We start from the raw sequence: 18,442 nt of genomic DNA, 5'->3' as shown, positions 1-18,442 counted from the left end.
GTGATGTCGATGCATCGGCCGTCGGGCTGCCCCAGCTGCGCTGAACCCCTGGAGGAGGGTGACCGTTTCTGCGGCGTCTGCGGATACGACGTCTCCGCGCCGCCGCCGTCCCCGTCCACGGACGACGACCACCCGACGGTTCCGCTGGCCCCCGGCCACGGCGGACCGGCGGCCGGACCGGCGGCCGGACCATCCGTACCGGCCCCGGCGGCGCCCCCGGTCCCGTCGGCACCGCCGGCCACGGCCGCCGCGTGGGAACCGGCCGCCATGCCCGCGCCCCCGGCCGCTCCTCCGGTCCCGCCCGCCCCGCCCGCCGTGCCCGCGCCGGCTCCCCCGGCCGCCGCGCCGTACCCGGCCGCGGCCGGGTACGGCCAGGCGCCCGCGCCCGGCTGGGGCAGCGTGTCCGACGCCGCGCCCACCCTGGTCGGCGATGCGGCGGGCTGGCAGGCCACCGGGACCGCGCAGGCCGCCGCGGCCCCGGGCGGCTTCGGCCCGCCGGCCGAGCCCGTCGAGCCGGCCCCGGAGCCGGCCGAGCCGGCCGGCGCGCGGCCCGGACCCGGTTCCGACCGGCCGACGCGGTACGACGGACCGAGCGACGCCGCCCACCAGGCCCCCTGGGCCGCCGCCCACGCGGGCGATGCGCCGGACCCGGCCGGGCCGGCGGACCCTACGGGCCCGACGGGCGCCCCCGAGCCGGAGCCCGCCGCCCAGCCCGACAACGGCAGCGGCAGCGGCAGCGGCAACGGCAACGGGGCCAAGACCTGTGTCGCCTGCCGGGCCGGGCACGTCGGCACCGACGGCTACTGCGAGCACTGCGGCCACGCCCAGCCCCGCGAGCGCGACCACATGGAGGAGGAGCTCGGCAGCGTGGCCGCCGTCAGCGACCGCGGCCTGCGCCACCACCGCAACGAGGACTCCTTCGCGGTCGCCGCGACCGCGCTGCCGGACGGGTCCGCGGCGACGGTGGCGATCGTCTGCGACGGCGTCTCCTCGGCCAGCCGGCCCGACGACGCCTCCGCCGCGGCCGCCGCCGCCGCCAACGAGACGCTGCTCGACGCGCTCCCCCGGGGCACGCACCCCCAGGAGGCCATGCACGAGGCGATCCTGGCCGCCGCGAGCGCGGTCAACGCGCTCGCTCCCGAGACCCCCGGCGCGCAGAACGCCCCGGCCTGTACCTTGGTGGGCGCCGTCGTCAGCGGCGGCCTGCTGACCATCGGCTGGGTCGGCGACAGCCGCGCGTACTGGATCCCAGACGACCGTGCCGCCCACCCGCAGCGCCTGACCGAGGACGACTCCTGGGCCGCCCAGATGGTCGCGGCCGGCCTGATGGGCGAGGCCGAGGCGTACGCCGACGTCCGCGCGCACGCCATCACCGGCTGGCTGGGCGCCGACGCCTACGACCTGGAACCGCACACCAAGACCTTCAAGCCGGACCACCCCGGCGTGGTCGTGGTCTGCACGGACGGGCTGTGGAACTACGCCGAGTCCGCGCAGGAGATGGCCCACGTGATCCCGGCCGACGCCGCGCGGCGACCGCTGCACAGCGCCCAGGTGCTGGTGGGGCACGCCCTCGACGGGGGCGGCCACGACAACGTGACCGTGGCCGTCGTGCCGTTCGCCGTCCCGCCGAGCCCCGAGGCCTGATCCGTACCCCTGGAGTGGAGACGATGGCGAACTTCGCCAAGCCGAGCGTCCCGCGGTTCGCCGTGGAGGCGTACCAGAACGAGTTCCTCCCGGCGGGCGGCCGCGACGTCCACGCCATCGTCACGGTCACCGCGACCGGCGGCGCCACCGCCACCCGCGCCGTCGCCCCCGGCGGCGCGGCCGTCGTGATCATGGTCGACTGCTCGGGTTCGATGGAGTACCCGGCCGCCAAGATGCGCGGCGCGCGCGAGGCGACCGCCGCCGCGATCGACACCCTGCGCGACGGCACCGCCTTCGCCGTGATCGCCGGTACCCACGAGGCCCGGGAGGTCTACCCCGGCCAGGGCCGCCTCGCGCTCGCCGACGCCACCACCCGCGCGCAGGCCAAGGAGGCGCTGCGCGGGCTGACGGCCGGCGGCGGTACCGCCATCGGGACCTGGCTGCGGCTGGCCGACGCCCTGCTGCTGGGCTCCTCCGCGACCATCCGGCACGGCATCCTCCTCACCGACGGGCGCAACGAGCACGAGGAGCCGGCCGCGCTGCGGGCCCGGCTCGACGCCTGCGCGGGCCGTTTCACCTGTGACGCGCGCGGTGTCGGCACCGACTGGGAGGTCGAGGAGGTGACCGGCATCGCGAGCGCGCTCCTCGGCACGGCCGACATCGTCGCCGACCCGGCCCACCTGACCGAGGACTTCACGCACATGATGGAGAAGGTCATGGGCAAGGAGGTCGCCGACGTCGCCCTGCGCCTGTGGACACCGGTCGGCGCGGAGATCCAGTACGTCAAGCAGGTGGCCCCGGCCGTCCTGGACCTGACCGGTCGCCGCACGGACGCCGGTCCGCGGGCCGGTGACTACCCGACGGGCTCGTGGGGCGACGAGTCGCGCGAGTACCACGTGTGCGTGCGGGTCCCGGCGGGCGGCTCGGTGGGCCAGGAGATGCTCGCCGCCCGCCTCTCGCTGGTCCTGCCCGGCCCGGTCACGGCGATGACCCCGGCCGCGGCCCCGGCCCCGGCGCTCATCCGGGCCGTGTGGACGGACGACCTGGCCGCCTCCACCGCCATCAACCCGCACGTGGCGCACTACACCGGCCAGGCGGAACTCGCCCAGGCCATCCAGGCGGGCCTTCGGGCCCGCAAACTCGGCGACGCGGACGGCGCCACGGCCAAACTGGGCCGCGCCGTCCAGCTGGCCCAGGCCTCCGGGAACGCGGACACCGCGAAATTGCTGGCGAAGGTGGTGGATGTCGTCGACGCCGCTGCGGGTACTGTGCGGCTGAAGGCGACGGTCGCCGACGCCGACGAGATGACCCTCGACACGCGTTCGACCCAGACCGTCCGAGTGAAGAGAAGCTGAAGAGAAGCTGACGTCCCGACGCAGGGAGAAGGGGGAAAGGCCGACATGCCGACCTGCCCGAACGGGCACCAATCGGTCTCCGACGACTGGTGCGAGGTCTGCGGCCACCGCATGGCCCCCGCGAGCGCCCCCGCGGCGCCCCCCTCCTACGGCTACGACTTCCCGTCCGCGGGCGGCGACGCGACGGCGCAGGCGGAGCTCTGCCCGCAGTGCCGCACCCCGCGCGAGGCCATGGCGCCGTTCTGCGAGGAGTGCCGCTTCAACTTCCTGACGCGTACGGCGACCTCGTACACGCCGCTCGCGCCGCCGACCGCCACGCGTCCCCCGGCCTCCGCCCAGGCGTCCGCCCAGGCGTCCGCCCAGGCCGCGGCCCGGCCGGCGGTCCCGCCGCCGCCCCCGGCCCCGGCCCCGCCCGTGGCCCCGCCCCCGCCGCCCCCGGCTGCCCCTTCGCAGGGCCAGGGGCAGGGCCAGGGGCAGGGCCAGAGCCGTGGCCAGGGCTTCGGGCAGGAGCCGGACCCGTTCGAGTACCAGGGTTCGCGCCCCTCCCAGATCAACCGCCCGGCCGAGCCGCTGCACCGTGAGGACGACTGGGTGCTCCAGCCGCCCTCGCGGCAACCGCAGTCGTCGCCTCAGCCGCAGCCGTCCCCGTACGAGCGGCCGTCCCCGTACGAGCGGCCCCCGGCGTACGAGCCGCCGCGGTACGAGCAGCAGCCGCCGCAGGAGGTGCCGCACCAGTCCGGGGGCTGGAGCGCGACGATCGGCCCCGACCGTACGTACTTCATGGCGATGATGCAGCGCAGCGGACCCGAGGCCGCCGGGCTCAACCTGCCCGCGTACTCCCCGGAGCAGCACCTCCCGCTGGCGGGCGGCCAGATCACGATCGGCCGCCGCCGCGCCTCCACCGGCGAGTCCCCCGACATCGACCTGTCGGTGCCGCCGGAGGACCCGGGCGTCTCGCACCAGCACGCCGTCCTCGTCGAGCAGCCCGACGGCAGCTGGGCGGTCGTGGACCAGAACTCCACCAACGGCACCACCATCAACGGCGGCGAGGAACCGATCCAGCCCTACGTCCCCGTCCCGCTCGGCGACGGCGACCGCGTGCACGTCGGCGCCTGGACCACCATCACCGTCCACCGCGGCTGACGGGGCTGTCCTCGGTCTCCCCCAGGGGCCACACGTAGGGCCCCTGGGGATCGTCGAGCCAGGACCACTGCCCGTCGGCGCTGACCGTCACCCCGAACCGCTCGCGGCCGGGCCGGTCCTCGCCGCGCCACAGGTCCAGCGCCTCGCGCGGGTGCAGCGCTCCCGCCGTGAGCAGCAGCATGAACTGGAAGCGCTCGTTCTCCAGCAGCTCGTACGGCACCCCGCCGCCCGGGGCCGCCGCGCCCGCCCCGCGCAGCGGGACGAAGTAGGCGGAGGTGTGCAGGAAGTGCCCCTCGGCGAAGTCCGCGTCCCGCACGGTGAGCGCGATCAGCCCGGTCGAGAGCGGCGCGAGGATCCGCGCCCCCGGCCGGCACTGCCCGAGCCAGGCGTGCGGGATCCGCGGCAGGGTGCAGGTGACGATGATCCGGTCGTACGGCGCCCGGGCCGGGCAGCCGCGCGCCCCGTCACCGGCGACCACGGTCGGGTGGTAGCCGAGCCGGGCCAGGTGCGTACGGGCGGACTCGGCGATCTCGTCGTCCAGTTCGACGGTGGTGACCAGGCCGTCGCCGAGCCGGTGGCAGAGCAGGGCGGCGTTGTACCCGGTGCCCGAGCCGATCTCCAGGACGTTCTGCCCGTCGTGGACGTCCAGCGCGGTCAGCATCTTGGCCATGAGGGAGGGCTGGCTGCTGGAGGAGACCAGCTCGCCGTCGCGCATCCGGGTCGCCAGCGGCGTGTCCGCGTACACCCCGCGCACCCAGCGCGCCCGCAGCTCGGGGTCGGGGTCCTCGCCCCACAGCCGCTCGTGGCCGGCGCCGCGGCCGGTGTAGAAGAAGGGCACGAAGACGTGCCGCGGCACGGCCGCGAAAGCGGCCCTCCAGAGCGGATCGCCGAGCACCCCGGCAGCGGTCAGCTCCCGCACCTGGGCGGCGTGCGCCGCCTCGGGATCGACCGTATGCGCCTTGTGTGCGCCCATGGGTCCACTGTGCTGCGCCCGCGGGGCAAAGGCGAGCGGTCCTAGGACCGGGGTCCTCCGTCCGGGCGTCTGAGACGATGGTCGGGTGAACGAGATTCCGCAGGGCACGCTTCCGGAGAAGTCCTTCTACGAGCAGGTGGGCGGCGAGGAGACCTTCCGCCGCCTGGTCCGGCGCTTCTACCAGGGGGTCGCCGAGGACCCGTTGCTGCGTCCGATGTACCCGGAAGGGGACCTGGGGCCCGCCGAGGAGCGGTTCGCGCTGTTCCTGATGCAGTACTGGGGCGGTCCGACCACCTACAGCGAGAACCGCGGCCACCCGCGGCTGCGGATGCGGCACGCCCCGTTCCAGGTGGACCAGGCCGCGCACGACGCGTGGCTGCGGCACATGCGGGAGGCGGTCGACGAGCTGGCGCTGCCGCCGGAGCAGGAGGCGCAGCTGTGGCGCTACCTGACGTACGCCGCCGCATCGATGATCAATACGGCGGGCTGAGCGCCGAACGCCCGAGCCGGTCAGGCCCCGAGCGGGTCGGGCCCGAGCAGGTCAGGCCCCGAGAAGACAGGTCAGGCAGGGCGGACCGGGCTCACCGGGAGCGCGCCGAGGCCGCCGCCCGGCCGCCGGGTGGCGATCGAGCCGTACGGGGTGCGCAGGCGCAGCCAGCTGCCGGCGGCGAACAGGGCCACGGGGCCGGGGGCGCCGGGTGCGGGGGCCGGGGCGGGCACGGTGGCCCGTACCGGCCGCAGGAAGCCCAGGGACTGCGCGGCGTGCACGGCGCGCAGCGGCAGCTCGCTCTCGCCGAGCGTGCGGGACCAGATCTCGCGGCCGATGCGGTCGCGCTCGGCGCGGGTGCGCCGGTCGGCCGGCAGGGCCTCGTCACGGGCGCGGAACTCACGGACGGCGGCCGCGACCGCGGCCCGCATCGCCTCGGCACCCGGCAGTCCGGGCACCGGGCGCCAGCCGCCGCGGGGCGGCAGCACCCCGGTCCACGGCGGGCCGGTGACGGGGGCGGGTACGTCGGCGGTCCCGGCGGCCTCGTCCACCGACTCCAGCAGTTCGCCCGCGGAGACGGTCAGGTCCAGGGACACCGGCTCGGCGAGCCGGGCCGTACGGATGGCCAGCACCTCGAAGGACGGCGGCCGGCCGAAGACGGCGAGCGCGCCGCCGCCCGCCTGGAGGCGGACCGCGGCGGCGCGGTCGTAGTGCACCAGCCGTCCCAGGAAGGCGGCGAGATCCGCCGCCTCCCCGGCATCGGCGAGGCGCAGGCGCTGGGTCATGCCGCGAGGGGCCCTTCGGGACCGCCGGCGCTGTCGTCGACGTACTCCTCGAGGAAGCTGCGCTCCTCCTCGGTGATCCGGCGCGGACGCTGCGACTCCAGATCGAAGGGCACGACGACCGTGGAGGCGCGGACGTACACCACGTCCGCGTCCTTGACCTCGTAGGCGATGGTCAGCGAGGCCGCGCCTATCTTCGTCACCCACGACTCGATGGTGACCGGCTCGTGCCGGTGCACCAGCGGCCGCTTGTAGTCGATCTCATGACGGGCCACGACGGACCCGCCCTGGAACGACTGCGAGCCGTTGCCCGGCGCCAGCCGGAACATGAAGTCGATCCGGGCCTCCTCCAGATAGCGGAGGAACACCACGTTGTTGACGTGCCCGAAGGCGTCCATGTCCGACCAGCGCAGCGGGCAGCGGTAGATGTGACGGGTCACACTCAGCCTCGCGTGAGCTTCTTGTAGGTCGCGCGGTGCGGACGGGTGGCGTCCGGGCCGAGGCGCTCGACCTTGTTCTTCTCGTAGGACTCGAAGTTGCCCTCGAACCAGAACCACTTCGACTCGCCCTCGTACGCCAGGATGTGCGTGGCGACGCGGTCGAGGAACCAGCGGTCGTGGGAGACGACCACGGCCGCACCGGGGAACTCCAGCAGCGCGTTCTCCAGCGAACCCAGGGTCTCGACGTCGAGGTCGTTGGTGGGCTCGTCGAGGAGCAGCAGGTTGCCGCCCTGCTTGAGGGTGAGGGCCAGGTTCAGGCGGTTGCGCTCACCGCCGGAGAGCACGCCGGCCGGCTTCTGCTGGTCCGGGCCCTTGAAACCGAAGGCGCTGACGTAGGCGCGCGAGGGCATCTCGACGTTGCCGACGTTGATGTAGTCCAGCTCGTCCGACACGACGGCCCAGAGGGTCTTCTTGGGGTCGATGTTGGCGCGGCCCTGGTCGACGTACGAGATCTTGACGGTCTCGCCGACCTTGATCTCGCCCGAGTCCGGCTTCTCCAGGCCCTGGATCATCTTGAACAGCGTGGTCTTGCCGGCGCCGTTCGGACCGATGATGCCGACGATGCCGTTGCGCGGCAGCGTGAAGGACAGGTCGTCGATGAGGACCTTGTCACCGAAGGCCTTGGAGAGGTTGTTGACCTCGACCACGATCGAGCCCAGACGCGGGCCCGGCGGGATCTGGATCTCCTCGAAGTCCAGCTTCCGCATCTTGTCGGCCTCGGCCGCCATCTCCTCGTAGCGGGCGAGACGGGCCTTGGACTTGGCCTGGCGGCCCTTGGCGTTGGAGCGGACCCACTCCAGCTCTTCCTTGAGGCGCTTGGCGCGCTTCTCGTCCTTCTTGCCCTCGACCTTGAGGCGCTCGGCCTTCTTCTCCAGGTAGGTGGAGTAGTTGCCCTCGTAGGGGTGGGCGCGGCCGCGGTCGAGCTCGAGGATCCACTCGGCGACGTTGTCGAGGAAGTAGCGGTCGTGGGTGACGGCCACGACGGCGCCCTTGTACTGGGCGAGGTGCTGCTCCAGCCAGTTCACGGACTCGGCGTCGAGGTGGTTGGTGGGCTCGTCGAGGAGCAGCAGGTCGGGGGCCTCCAGCAGCAGCTTGCAGAGGGCCACGCGGCGCTTCTCACCACCGGAGAGGTTGGTGACCGGCCAGTCGCCGGGCGGGCAGCCCAGGGCGTCCATGGCCTGCTCGAGCTGGGCGTCGAGGTCCCACGCGTTCGCGTGGTCCAGGTCGTCCTGGAGCTTGCCCATCTCCTCCATCAGCTCGTCGGTGTAGTTCGTCGCCATTTCCTCGGCGATCGCGTTGAACCGGTTGAGCTTCTGCTTGATCTCGCCGACGCCGTCCTCGACGTTCTCCAGGACGGTCTTGGACTCGTCGAGCTTGGGCTCCTGCATGAGGATGCCGACGGAGTAGCCGGGCGACAGGAAGGCGTCACCGTTGGACGGCTGCTCGATGCCCGCCATGATCTTCAGGACGGTGGACTTACCGGCGCCGTTCGGGCCGACCACACCGATCTTGGCGCCGGGCAGGAAGTTCAGGAAGACGTCGTCGAGAATCACCTTGTCGCCGTGCGCCTTGCGCGTCTTGCGCATGGTGTAGATGAACTCAGCCAAGAGAAACCGTCCGGCAGATCGATGATGGGCAGATACAACCCATACTGCCTGACGTCGACCCCCGGGCGGAAACCCGTATGGTCAGCGCCCCGGAGCGGCGCGGCCGGCGCGATGGGCCCGCGGGGGTGCCGTCCGGGGTCGGGCGGCACCCCCGCGGGGAGGCGGAAGGTCGGCCCAGGTCAGCCCTCGGCGCCCGTACGGCGCATCCGGGCGGCGAGCAGCAGGCCCGCGCCCGCGACGAGCGCGGCGCCCGCGCCGCCGACGGCCCAGGGGGTCTCGGTGCCGGCGCCGGTGGCGGCGAGGGACTGGCCGGAGGCGTTCGCGCTCACGTGCGCGTTGCCCGAACCGGTGGCGACGGCGGGCTGCACGGTGGTGGTGCCGGTGCCCGCGCCGGTGCCGCCGCTGCCGCCGGTCGTGCCGCCGGTGCCGGTCGTGCCGCCGTCGGTGGGCTCGCCGGTGTTCTCCTGGGCCTTCTTGTCCTTGGCCCGCGCCTCGTGCTGGCCGGTCGCGAGGAACTCGGCCCGGTCGGCGGCGGAGCCCTTGAGCGCGGCGCGGCCGGCCTTGACCAGCTCGGGCCCGCCGCCGTGGATGATCTGGGCGATCAGGACGCGGCTGTCCTCGTCACGCAGCTGGTGCTGGGTGACGTCGAGGAAGTGGCGGGCGTCGGCCAGCGTGTGCTTCTTGTCGAAGAAGGCCTCGATCCCCTCGCGGAGGATGGGACCCGCGGTGTGCGTCAGGCGCAGGATCTCGATGCGGGCGTCGTCGAGGCGGATGCCGGGGACGTCCTTCTCCAGGAAACGGCGCATGTCGGCGGGGGTGCCGTCGAGGGCCTTGTTCGCGGCCTCGCGCATGTACCCGGTGCTCTTCGGGTCCGCGAGGATCCGCAGGATCGCCATCCGGTCCTCTTCGGCCTGCTTGTCCGCGTCGGAGGTCTGGCCGGCCGGCTTCTCGGCGGGCTTGTCCGCCGGCTTGTCAGCGGGCTTCTCCGCGGACTTCTCCGCGGGCACCGTCCCGGCCGGCGCCTGGTCGGGAACGGTCGGCGCCGGCGGCGGCACGGCCGGCGCGGGGGCCGTGTCGGCGGCGAACGCCGGGGAGGCGAGCAGGACGGCCGGAGCAAGGGCGGCGGTGGTGACCGCCGTGGCGATCCGGGACAGCTTCACAGACAGCACTCATCCTCGTGTGACTCATGGTGATCGATTCAGCGCCACCCTAAGGGCAGAACCGCATGATCATCACCCAATAATTACCGACCAGTAGCGAGATCTGATCGTTCCGGCCGGTAGACGACGAGCGCGTCCGGCAGTTGGTCGAGGACGAAGGCCCGCGGCGCGGGCGCGAACTCGCCGTCGTACGCGAGCGGGGTGCCCTCCGGGACCTCCGAGACCCGCAGGCTGCGCAACCGGGTGGCCGTGTGCACCGGCGACCGGCTCAGCGGGCCCGCGGCCGCCGCGGCCAGCAGCCGCGGCCCGGGGCGGCCGCCGCCGTAGACGAGGCGTACGTCGAGCAGCCCCTCGCCCAGGCTCAGCCGGCGCCGCGGGGCGGGGCCGGTGCCGTGGTAGGTGCCGTTGCCCGCGAAGAGCAGCCACACCGCGCGGGGGCGGCCGGCCAGCCGCAGCCGTACGGGGCGCTGCGCCCGCAGCACCCGGCCGGCGGCCAGCAGGGCGGCCGGACCGCTGCCGATCCGCGGGGTCCAGCGGAGCCGGTACCCGAGCAGCTCGGGGTAGACCCCGATGCTGAACGTGTTGAGGAAGTACCCCGGGGCGCCGTCCGGCTCCGGGCCCGGGGCGAACCGGCCGAGGCCGACGCGCACCGCCTGCCCCGCGGCCACGGCCCGGACCGTGTCCTCGGGGCCGGTGAGACCGAAGTCCAGGGCGAAGTGGTTGAGGGTGCCGCCGGGGAACACGGCGAGCGGGACCCCGGTGCGCAGGGCGGCGGTGGCCGCCGCGTTCACGGTGCCGTCGCCGCCGCAGACCCCGAGCACGGTGGCCCGCCGGGCGGCCGCGGCGAGCTCCGTCGTCAGCTCCGGGCCCGCGCACTCGACCACCTCGGCCCGGGGCAGCGCGGTGCGCACGCTGTCGAGGCCCGCCGTCGCGGCCGTGCCCGAGGCGGTGTTGACGACCACGACCAGCCCGGCACCGTCCGGCAGCGCCGGGGCCCCGGCCGCCGGCCGCTCGTCGCCGGGCAGCACCCGCGCCCGCTCGGCGACACGCGTCAGCCGTCGTACGCCGAACCCGGCGGCGACCCCGAGCGCGGCGCCCGCCAGGACGTCGCTGGGGTAGTGCACCCCGGTGTACACGCGGGAGAAGGCGACCAAGGCCGCGACGGGCGCCACCGCCACACCCCAGCCGGGATGATCCAGGGCCAGCCCGGCGGCGAAGGCGAACGCGGAGGCCGCGTGCCCGGACGGGAAGGAGGTGGTCATCGGCTGGGTGGCGAGCTGGCGGACCGCCGGAACCCCGTCCAGCACGGGCCGCGGCCTGCGCACCGACCACTTGCCGACGGTGTTGATGGTGCCGGAGGCCAGCGCGAGCGAGGCCATCCCGCGCAGCGCGGCCCGGCGCGCCGTGGCCGACCCGAACATGGCGAGGGCCGCGGCGGTCCCGCCCCACAGCAGCCCGTGGTTCGCGGCGCGCCCGAGCCGCGGCAGCACCCGGTCCCCTCCCGGCCAGTGCCGCCGTGCGACCACGTCGAACAGCGTCCGGTCCCAGACGGCGGGGGCGTGCCGCCAGGTCAGCGGCGTTCCATGAGGTGTCTCGGTCGTCATTCCGCACCTCTACCCGATTCCCCCGTGCGCTATCTTGAACACGTTCACATTGAACATGTTCAGTTCGATCACCGAACCGGACAGCAGGAACCGTGCGAGGAGCCGCGCCACATGACCACCCCGACCACCCGGCCGACGCCTCCGACCGCGACCCCGACCCCCACAGCGACCACCCCCACGGCCCGGCTCGTCCGCGCGCTGCGCCGGCCCAGGACGATCTGGAGCCTGCTGGCCGTACTCGCCACGCTGGTCGTGGGCGCCCTCGGCGTCGGCGTCTGGTACGCCTGCGTCCTCTTCCAGCTCTTCAACGGGACCCTGTCCGTGCCCTGCGCGGAGGCCACCCGCTTCGCCGCCGCCCAGCCGCTACCGGCATCCGCGCGCACGGCCGAGTGCCACCGGGGCCAGTGGCTCGGCGTCCAGTACACGGCCGAGTTCCACATCCCCCGCGAGGACTTCGAAGCCTGGCTCCGGGCCTCCTACCCCACCGCACGTCCGCCCTTCGCCTGCGAACCCACGGCCGATCTCTGCGTCGACGTGAGCATGCCCGCCGACACCACCCCGCCGGACGCGAAGGGGAGAGTCGTACGGCACCTCGCCGACGGAACGGTGATCGAAGCCTGGACCGTGCCCGACGGCACCCTCCGCGTCGAGCTGAGGGCCTACACCGTCTAGTCGTGCCGTGCCGCGACCGGAAGGGTTCACCGGGCACAGCGCCGGCGGTGTCCGGCCGGGTGCTACGAGGCGTCTTCCTCGTCCAGCGGCCGCTTGCGCAGCACCAGGACCACCATGCCGCCCAGCACCACCAGGCCCACCGCCAGCGCCGCGATCACCGGGGTGGCCGCCGAGCTGCCGCTGGCCGCGAGCAGGTCGTCGCCGTCCTCCTCCGGCGAGGTGGCCCCCGAGGCGCCGGCGGCCGCCGCGACGGTGACCGGCGTGCCGGGCCCGCCCTGCGCCTCGGCCTGGAGCGTCCGGGTCTGCGGCCACAGCGCCGTCGCGCCCGCCGTGGTCGACGACGCGCTGGACCCGGCCACGATCTGGGCCTGCGACCACTCGCCGCTGGTGAACACCCGGCCCACCGGGACCCGGGTGGCCCCCTGGACCGATACCGAGGCCGTGCCGTCCGGCGTACCCACCGGAACCTCGAAGTACAGCCGGCTGCCGTGCGAGGCCGCGGTGACCGGCCGCCCCTCGGCGTCGACCACCCGCACGCCCATGGCCCGGGCGGCGGCGTCCGGCGTGACCGTCACGCTCTGGGCACCCGTCCGTACGGTCACCGGTCCGATCCGGCTGCCGGCCGGGCCCGAGACCTGCCCGGGATCCAGGCTCAGCGACGCCGGCGGCTCGCTCATCCGCCCGGCCGACTTCTGCAGATAGTCGGCCAGCTTCTGGGCCGCCGGGTCGGTCGCCTCCACCTGGACCCCGTCGGCCAGCCGCCAGATCGCCACCTGGGTCCCGGCCGCCGCGCTCTCCGCGGTGAGCACGCCGGCGCCGGCCGCCTTCGCCAGTCCGGCCAGATCGTTCAGCTGGGGGTAGGAGTGCTCCAGCACCCAGCGGATCCGGCCCGCCTCCCCGTTGCCGCCGAGCGGGCTGCCGCTCCACGCGGTCTCCGTGTAGCGGGCCTGCGGCTGTGCGGACCCGGCCAGGCCGACCCCGTACGTCTGCAGCATCCCGCCGCCGTCGACGCGCATCTCGTACAGCCCGGCGGGAATCTGCCGCACGGCGCCGTCACTGGTGCGCAGGACCGCCTGTCCGTACGTCTTCAGGCCGTCCAGCACGGCGCTCGCGCCCTCCTGCGGCCGCTGCACCAGGCCGTCCCCCTCCGCGGCGGCGGCCGAGGCGCCGGGCGCGGTCGCGAGCGCGGCGGCGAGCAGTGCCACCGCGAACGGCCGCCGGGCGGCAGCCCGGACTCCACCACCACCGGCACGCGCACCGGCGCTGCCGGCGGTATCGGTGGCGGGCCCTTCGGAATCGGCAGGAACAGAAGAAGCGGGAACGGCAATCGACACAGTCTTCCCCTTCGGGCCAACGACCCAGATGCCCGTGTATTCCGGGGAATCCTATAGGTCTCGAACACCTAGACCACCGCCACCCTCTGAGCTTCCGTCAGGGGTGCGCCCACCTTGATCACCCTGCGGAACGCGGCGGTCCCCCGGGTCAGGTCGTGTCCGGCGGCGAACGCGTCGACCTCGGCGGTGACCCAGCGCTTGCCGTCATCCGTCTCGTCCCGCACCCGCAGCCGCCCGTGCAGCACCAGGGGCTCCCCCACCGACACCGACGCCGCGAGGTTGGCGGCCAGGGTCCTCCGCGCCCACACGGTGTAGAAGCTGGCCGCCCCGTCGGCCCAGGCCTCCTTCTGCCGGTCGTAGAACCTCGGCTGCACACAGAAGCGGAACCTCGCCGAAGGTCCGCTCGGCGTCTCGCGGTAGTCGATCTGGGTCGCCACATGACCCACCAGCGTCACCACGGTCTCGTTCATCCCGGTGTCCCCTCCTCATCGTCCCGGCACGTGCGAACCACGCGAGACCAGAGTGCGCCCGCCCCACCTCACCCCGCCCGCGCCTGTGGACTACTGACGGATTGTGGACAACTTCGCGCCCAGACCACCCGAACGGCCGGATCCACCCGAGCCACCACCCGACCCACCCGAGCCACCCGAGCCACCGCCCGGTCCGCCCGCGCCACCACCCGAACCGCCGCCCGAACCACCCGAACGGCCCGCCACCGCGCCCGCGGCCACGTTCACGTACTGCTCCCGCACCTCCTGATAGCGCAGCAGTTCCGCCGCCACCGGTTCCAGCACCCGGGCCCGCCCGCACCCGGCCGCCGCCTGCCGCAGCCGCTGCTCGGCGTCCTGCCCGTACCGCCGGGCCGGCCCCCGCGCCGCCATCGAGCAGGCCCACTCCACCAGCGGCCCGCCCACGATGCCCGCCACCATCAGCAGCACCGGCGGCAGCAGCCGCGGCGGAAGCACCCCGGCGATCTGCCCGACCAGCCACAGCCCCCCGAAGATCTGCAGCAGCGTCATCGCGGCCTGCGTGAGGACGGCCACCGGCCACCACGCGGGCCGCGGCGGCTTGCCGGTCGGCACGCCCACCGTCACCGCGAGTTCGTCCAGCGCCTCCGGCAGCTGGTCCGCGCCGCGCACCGCCGCCTCCCGCACGGCCTGCGCCCAGGGTTCGGGCAGCCCGGCGGCGGCCTCGTCGGCGACCGTGCGCACCGCCTGTTCCACCCGCTGACGAGCCGTCACCTCCTCCTCGGGTTCCGGCTCCGGCTCTCCGCCGAAGGTCCGCCCGCCGAGGGCCGCCAGCGCCGCCAGCCCGCCGAGCCGGTGCGGGGCGCGCTTGCCCTCGTACCAGCGCCACAGCCGCAGCCAGGGGGTGCCGCAGGCCTTGCCGGCGTTGCGCCGCCAGGACCGTTCCGCGGCGAGTCCGGCGGCGTACGCGCCGACCGCCTCCGCGAGCCGGTCCTCGAACTCGGCGCGGGCGCTCTCCCCGATCTCCGGCCGGCCGTGTCCGTCGGCGACGTACAGGGGCCGCAGCCGCGCCGCCGCCCGGTCGACGTCGGCGGAGATCCGCCGGGTGGCGGCGCCGCGTTCCTGGGTGAACTGGCCCAGCAGCTCGCGCAGCTCGCCGACGCCCTCGCCGGTCAGCGCGGACAGCGCCAGCACGGTGGCGCCCGGCTCGCCGTGCTCGCCCAGCGCGATCCCGTCCTCGTCCAGCAGCCGGCGCAGGTCGTCGAGCACCTGGTCGGCGGCCTCGCCCGGGAGCCGGTCGACCTGGTTGAGGACGACGAAGGTCACCTCGGCGTGCCCGGCCAGCGGCCGCAGGTACTTCTCGTGGAGGACGGCGTCGGCGTACTTCTCCGGGTCGACCACCCACACCACGGCGTCGACGAGGGCGAGCACCCGGTCCACGTGCTCGCGGTGTACGCCGAGTGCCGAGTCGAGGTCGGGCAGGTCGACGAGGACGAGGCCCCGCAGCGCCTCGCCGTCCGGGCTCTCGCGGGGCCGGCGGCGCAGCCGGCCGGGGATCTCCAGCCGGTCCAGCAGCCCGGCCGCGCCGTCCGACCAGCTGCACGCGATGGGCGCGGCGGTGGTGGGACGGCGTAGTCCGGTCTCCGAAATCTGTACCCCGGCGAGTGAATTGAAGAGGGTGGACTTGCCACTTCCGGTGGCACCGGCGACGGCGACGACCGTGTGCTGCGGCGAGAGGCCGCGGCGTGCCGCGGCCTCGTCCAGCACCCGGCCGGCCTCGGCCAGCGTCTTGCCGTCGAGCCGGGTGCGCGACAGGCCGACGAGCTGGCGCAGCGCCTCCAGGCGGGTGCGCAGCGCCTGCCCCTCGGGGCTGAGCGGCGGCGCGGACGCCTTGCCGCCGTCGCTGCCGGCCCCGGAGACGGCCCGGACCAGCGCCTCGTCGGAGGCGCCGTCCTCGTCGTCGAACTCGCCGTCGGCGTCCGGGCGGCGCGAGCGGGCGATGAGCCCGTCGTCCCAGCGGTCGTCGGTGCGGTCGGTCAGAGCGGTCACCGCGTCACCTCTCCTTCTGCAGAACGGACAGTGCGGCGATCAGCTCGGACTGGGGCTCCGGGGTGACCTCGAGCGCGTCGAGGGGGGCGAGGCGGCGGTCGCGTTCGGCGCGCAGCACCTGGTCGAGGTGTTCGCCGACGAGTTCGCCGCCGCGGTCGCGCAGCCGCAGCGCGGCCTGGACGCCGATCCGTTCGGCGAGCTTCTCGCCGGCGGCCCGGGCGCGTTTGCCGCCGAGCAGGGCGGCGACCAGCAGCGCGGCCACGGCGTCGGGGTCGGGGGCGGGCTGCTTGGCGAGCCCGGCCACCTCCTCCTCGGCGAGCTCCTCCAGGACGCGCCGCCAGCGGCGTACGGCCATGCCGATGCGTTCGGCGGCCTCCCGGTCGGGGGCGGCCAGCGGGACGGCTCCGGAGGCGGGTTCCCGGCGCCAGGCCTGGGCGATCCGCTCGTCGGCGGCGGCTACGGCGCACTGGAGGAGGGCCGCGAGGCTCTCGGCGAGCGAGTCGAGCAGCTCGTCGGCGGTGGTGTCGAGGGGGTAGCCGCGCCAGCGGGTGAGGGCGTCCCCGGCCAGGACGGCTCCGGCGTCGAGCCGCGCCCGTACGCGCTTGCCCTCCCGCTTGAAGGCGTCCTCGACGGCGGTGGTGAGCCGTACGGCGGCGGCGTGCTGGGCGGCGACGGCGGAGGCGAGTTCGGGCATCCGGCGGCGGAGGGAGTCCAGCATGCCCATGGCGGTACGGCCGACCGCCTGCTGGCGCGCGGCCGGGTCCTGGGCGTGGTGCAGCAGCCAGGCGGCGAGCGGCGCGACGGCGCTGGCGGGCAGCAGCCCGCTGCCGCCGGCGGACTCGGGCAGCTCGGGGACCGTGAAGCGCGGTACGTCGCCCAGCCCGGCCCGGGTGAGCAGGGCGCCGTACTGGCGGGAGACCTCGGTGAGCACCTGGTGGGGGACCCGGTCGAGGACGGTGACGAGGGTGGCCTTGTACTCCTTGGCGGTGCGCAGGAGGTACCAGGGCACGGCGTCGGCGTAGCGGGAGGCGGTGGTGACCATGACCCAGACGTCGGCGGCGCAGAGGAGTTCGGCGGCGAGCGTCCGGTTCTCCACCACGAGCGAGTCGATGTCGGGCGCGTCGAGGAGGGCGAGGCCGCGCGGCAGGCTGCTGACGGTCTCGATGCGCAGCTCGCGGGTGGCGCCGCCGCGCGTCCTGGCGCCCCGGCGGGCGGGGTTCCTGTCCTGGGGGACGGCCTCCTCCTCGCCGGGCGGCAGCCAGACCCGCATCAGGTCGGGCAGGACCCGCATGCCGGCGAACCAGTGGTGGTCGTCCGGGTGGCAGACGAGGACCGGGGTCCGGGTGGTGGGCCGCAGCACCCCGGCCTCGCTGACCTGGCGCCCGACGAGGGAGTTGACGAGGGTGGACTTCCCCGCGCCGGTGGACCCGCCGACGACGGCGAGCACGGGGGCCTCGGGGGCCTTGAGGCGCGGTACGAGGTAGTCGTCGAGCTGCGCGAGCAGCTCGGCTCTGGTCTGGCGGGCGCGCGGGGCGCCGGGCAGGGGCAGCGGGAGACGCACGGAGGCGACCCGGTCGCGCAGCGCGGACAGGGCATCGAGCAGCTGAGGCCGAACATCCAAGGTCACCACATGCGAAGAATGCCCAATTTGTGACCTTTTTTGAAGCTTATACGTCCTCTGCGCGCCGACCGCGACTCCGGAGGGACATCACGGACAGACGGGATGAGTGGGACGCAGGCATAACGAGTGCACAACACCCGGGGCGCCACGGCGCAAAAGCGGTGCGCGAATCGCACCTGCCTGCGATTATCGGGACCGCTTCACCGAACCTCCACATCGTGGCACGCGGGTGAAGCAACCGGGACAAGGCGACCGGAGCCCTATCCTTGACCCGGCACGGACCGAAGTCCCACCCCCACCTCGGGGCTCCAGGCCGCACACGGTCACCTTCCGGCCCCCGTAGCTCAGTGGATAGAGCAGGCGCCTTCTAAGCGCTTGGCCGCAGGTTCGAGTCCTGCCGGGGGCACTCTTCCTCCACAGCCCTCCGTCCCTCCGGACCGGAGGGCTTTTTCGGGCTTTCTCGCAGGTCAGCGCACCTTAGCGCGGCCCCGGTAGCAGCTGCGTAAGGCCGGGTCACGGTGCATACACGGTGGTGTTCCGCGGGCAGCGGCGGCGGCCGCGCGGCCCCCGAGGTCTCGGGTCGGCCATCCCTGCGTCAGGGCGACATCAAGAGTTCCGGGGGCGCCGTATGGAGGGCGTCAAAGCGTCTTAACGCGGGGACGAGCTCGCGGTTTGCTCGTCATCGGCCAAGACGGCCGATTCCCATCTCATCACTTCATCCAGGAGCTCACGATGGCCGACGTGGCCTTCGTCGTCACCACGGTCGCGGTCTTCGCGCTGGTGGCGCTTGTCGCCAAGGGGGTGGCAAAGCTGTGAGCGTCGAGAACATCGTCGGCCTCGCGGTGGCCGTATCCCTGCTCGGTTACCTCGTCCTTGCGCTTGTGTACCCGGAGAGGTTCTGAGCACCGAAATGAGCCCCGTCACCGCTGGTGTGCTCCAGCTGCTCGCGCTGATCGCCGCCCTGGCCCTGGCCTACCGCCCGCTGGGCGACTACATGGCCCGGGTCTACTCCTCCGAGAAGCACTACCGCCCGGAGAAGTGGAT

At 74.3% G+C, this 18,442-nt stretch carries 17 protein-coding genes and 1 tRNA gene; 8 read left to right on the top strand and 10 right to left on the bottom strand.

Features of this window, described 5'->3' with window-relative positions:
- The first annotated feature begins 3 nt into the window (after positions 1 to 3).
- From ACIPXB_RS13080 to ACIPXB_RS13070, 3 genes are read left to right on the top strand one after another with little or no spacing between them, the layout of a single operon-like run.
- Positions 4 to 1,644, top strand: coding sequence for a protein phosphatase 2C domain-containing protein (locus ACIPXB_RS13080; protein ID WP_401448368.1), 1,641 nt, complete (start codon positions 4 to 6; stop codon positions 1,642 to 1,644).
- A 23-nt stretch (positions 1,645 to 1,667) separates the two neighbouring features.
- Entirely contained in the window at positions 1,668 to 2,999 is a 1,332-nt protein-coding gene (locus tag ACIPXB_RS13075) for a VWA domain-containing protein (protein ID WP_401448366.1), read from the top strand.
- Between the two features lie 45 nt (positions 3,000 to 3,044).
- A complete protein-coding gene (locus ACIPXB_RS13070; RefSeq protein WP_401448364.1) occupies positions 3,045 to 4,142 on the top strand; it encodes an FHA domain-containing protein in 1,098 nt (365 codons plus the stop codon).
- Here ACIPXB_RS13070 and ACIPXB_RS13065 read toward each other — a convergent pair.
- Complete coding sequence (locus ACIPXB_RS13065; RefSeq protein ID WP_401448361.1) at positions 4,123 to 5,115, bottom strand: methyltransferase domain-containing protein; 993 nt, start codon at positions 5,113 to 5,115, stop codon at positions 4,123 to 4,125. The two genes, ACIPXB_RS13070 and ACIPXB_RS13065, sit on opposite strands and share 20 nt — an antisense overlap.
- Before the next feature lie 85 nt (positions 5,116 to 5,200).
- Between ACIPXB_RS13065 and ACIPXB_RS13060 the strand changes: the two genes are divergently transcribed.
- Positions 5,201 to 5,605 carry a globin gene (locus ACIPXB_RS13060; protein ID WP_401448359.1) on the top strand — a complete coding sequence of 135 codons (405 nt, stop codon included), beginning with the start codon at positions 5,201 to 5,203 and terminating at the stop codon, positions 5,603 to 5,605.
- 71 nt (positions 5,606 to 5,676) lie between these two features.
- Here ACIPXB_RS13060 and ACIPXB_RS13055 read toward each other — a convergent pair whose 3' ends face one another.
- From ACIPXB_RS13055 to ACIPXB_RS13035, 5 genes are all read right to left on the bottom strand, one after another.
- Positions 5,677 to 6,387 carry a hypothetical protein gene (locus ACIPXB_RS13055; protein ID WP_401448358.1) on the bottom strand — a complete coding sequence of 237 codons (711 nt, stop codon included), beginning with the start codon at positions 6,385 to 6,387 and terminating at the stop codon, positions 5,677 to 5,679.
- Positions 6,384 to 6,824, bottom strand: a complete 441-nt coding sequence (locus ACIPXB_RS13050; RefSeq protein ID WP_401448356.1) for an acyl-CoA thioesterase — start codon at positions 6,822 to 6,824, stop codon at positions 6,384 to 6,386. Before ACIPXB_RS13050 ends, ACIPXB_RS13055 begins: the two co-directional genes overlap by 4 nt.
- 2 nt (positions 6,825 to 6,826) lie before the next feature.
- Positions 6,827 to 8,491, bottom strand: a complete 1,665-nt coding sequence (ettA, locus tag ACIPXB_RS13045; RefSeq protein WP_401448353.1) for an energy-dependent translational throttle protein EttA — start codon at positions 8,489 to 8,491, stop codon at positions 6,827 to 6,829.
- A 179-nt stretch (positions 8,492 to 8,670) separates the two neighbouring features.
- Positions 8,671 to 9,660, bottom strand: coding sequence for an ALF repeat-containing protein (locus ACIPXB_RS13040; protein ID WP_401448350.1), 990 nt, complete (start codon positions 9,658 to 9,660; stop codon positions 8,671 to 8,673).
- 74 nt (positions 9,661 to 9,734) lie between these two features.
- Positions 9,735 to 11,255: a bifunctional phosphatase PAP2/diacylglycerol kinase family protein gene (locus tag ACIPXB_RS13035; protein ID WP_401448348.1), complete on the bottom strand. Its 1,521-nt coding sequence runs from the start codon at positions 11,253 to 11,255 to the stop codon at positions 9,735 to 9,737.
- A 111-nt stretch (positions 11,256 to 11,366) separates the two neighbouring features.
- Here ACIPXB_RS13035 and ACIPXB_RS13030 point away from each other — a divergent pair, with 111 nt between their 5' ends.
- Positions 11,367 to 11,927 carry a hypothetical protein gene (locus ACIPXB_RS13030; RefSeq protein ID WP_401448345.1) on the top strand — a complete coding sequence of 187 codons (561 nt, stop codon included), beginning with the start codon at positions 11,367 to 11,369 and terminating at the stop codon, positions 11,925 to 11,927.
- A gap of 62 nt (positions 11,928 to 11,989) precedes the next feature.
- On the opposite strand, the gene ACIPXB_RS13025 is transcribed toward ACIPXB_RS13030, so the two are convergent.
- The 4 genes from ACIPXB_RS13025 to ACIPXB_RS13010 form a co-directional block, all read right to left on the bottom strand.
- Positions 11,990 to 13,132 carry a thioester domain-containing protein gene (locus ACIPXB_RS13025; protein ID WP_401448343.1) on the bottom strand — a complete coding sequence of 381 codons (1,143 nt, stop codon included), beginning with the start codon at positions 13,130 to 13,132 and terminating at the stop codon, positions 11,990 to 11,992.
- A 197-nt stretch (positions 13,133 to 13,329) separates the two neighbouring features.
- The gene (locus ACIPXB_RS13020) at positions 13,330 to 13,731 is read right to left on the bottom strand and encodes a single-stranded DNA-binding protein (protein WP_401448341.1); all 402 of its coding nucleotides are present in this window, start codon (positions 13,729 to 13,731) and stop codon (positions 13,330 to 13,332) included.
- Between the two features lie 90 nt (positions 13,732 to 13,821).
- The gene (locus ACIPXB_RS13015; RefSeq protein ID WP_401448339.1) at positions 13,822 to 15,777 is read right to left on the bottom strand and encodes a GTPase; all 1,956 of its coding nucleotides are present in this window, start codon (positions 15,775 to 15,777) and stop codon (positions 13,822 to 13,824) included.
- Between the two features lie 4 nt (positions 15,778 to 15,781).
- Positions 15,782 to 17,407, bottom strand: a complete 1,626-nt coding sequence (locus ACIPXB_RS13010) for a dynamin family protein (protein WP_401448337.1) — start codon at positions 17,405 to 17,407, stop codon at positions 15,782 to 15,784.
- 324 nt (positions 17,408 to 17,731) lie between these two features.
- Between ACIPXB_RS13010 and ACIPXB_RS13005 the strand changes: the two genes are divergently transcribed.
- The 3 genes from ACIPXB_RS13005 (at position 17,732) to kdpF (ending at position 18,300) form a co-directional block, all read left to right on the top strand.
- Positions 17,732 to 17,804 (top strand) — tRNA-Arg (locus tag ACIPXB_RS13005).
- Between the two features lie 266 nt (positions 17,805 to 18,070).
- A complete protein-coding gene (locus ACIPXB_RS13000; protein ID WP_401448335.1) occupies positions 18,071 to 18,214 on the top strand; it encodes a hypothetical protein in 144 nt (47 codons plus the stop codon).
- Complete coding sequence (kdpF, locus tag ACIPXB_RS12995; protein WP_376619487.1) at positions 18,211 to 18,300, top strand: K(+)-transporting ATPase subunit F; 90 nt, start codon at positions 18,211 to 18,213, stop codon at positions 18,298 to 18,300. The genes ACIPXB_RS13000 and kdpF overlap by 4 nt, the downstream gene beginning before the upstream one ends.
- Positions 18,301 to 18,442 lie beyond the last annotated feature (142 nt).

Source organism: Streptomyces sp. NPDC090022 (genome assembly GCF_044748145.1).
Lineage (GTDB): Bacteria > Actinomycetota > Actinomycetes > Streptomycetales > Streptomycetaceae > Streptomyces.
This window is presented reverse-complemented; position numbering and strand designations above follow the sequence as displayed.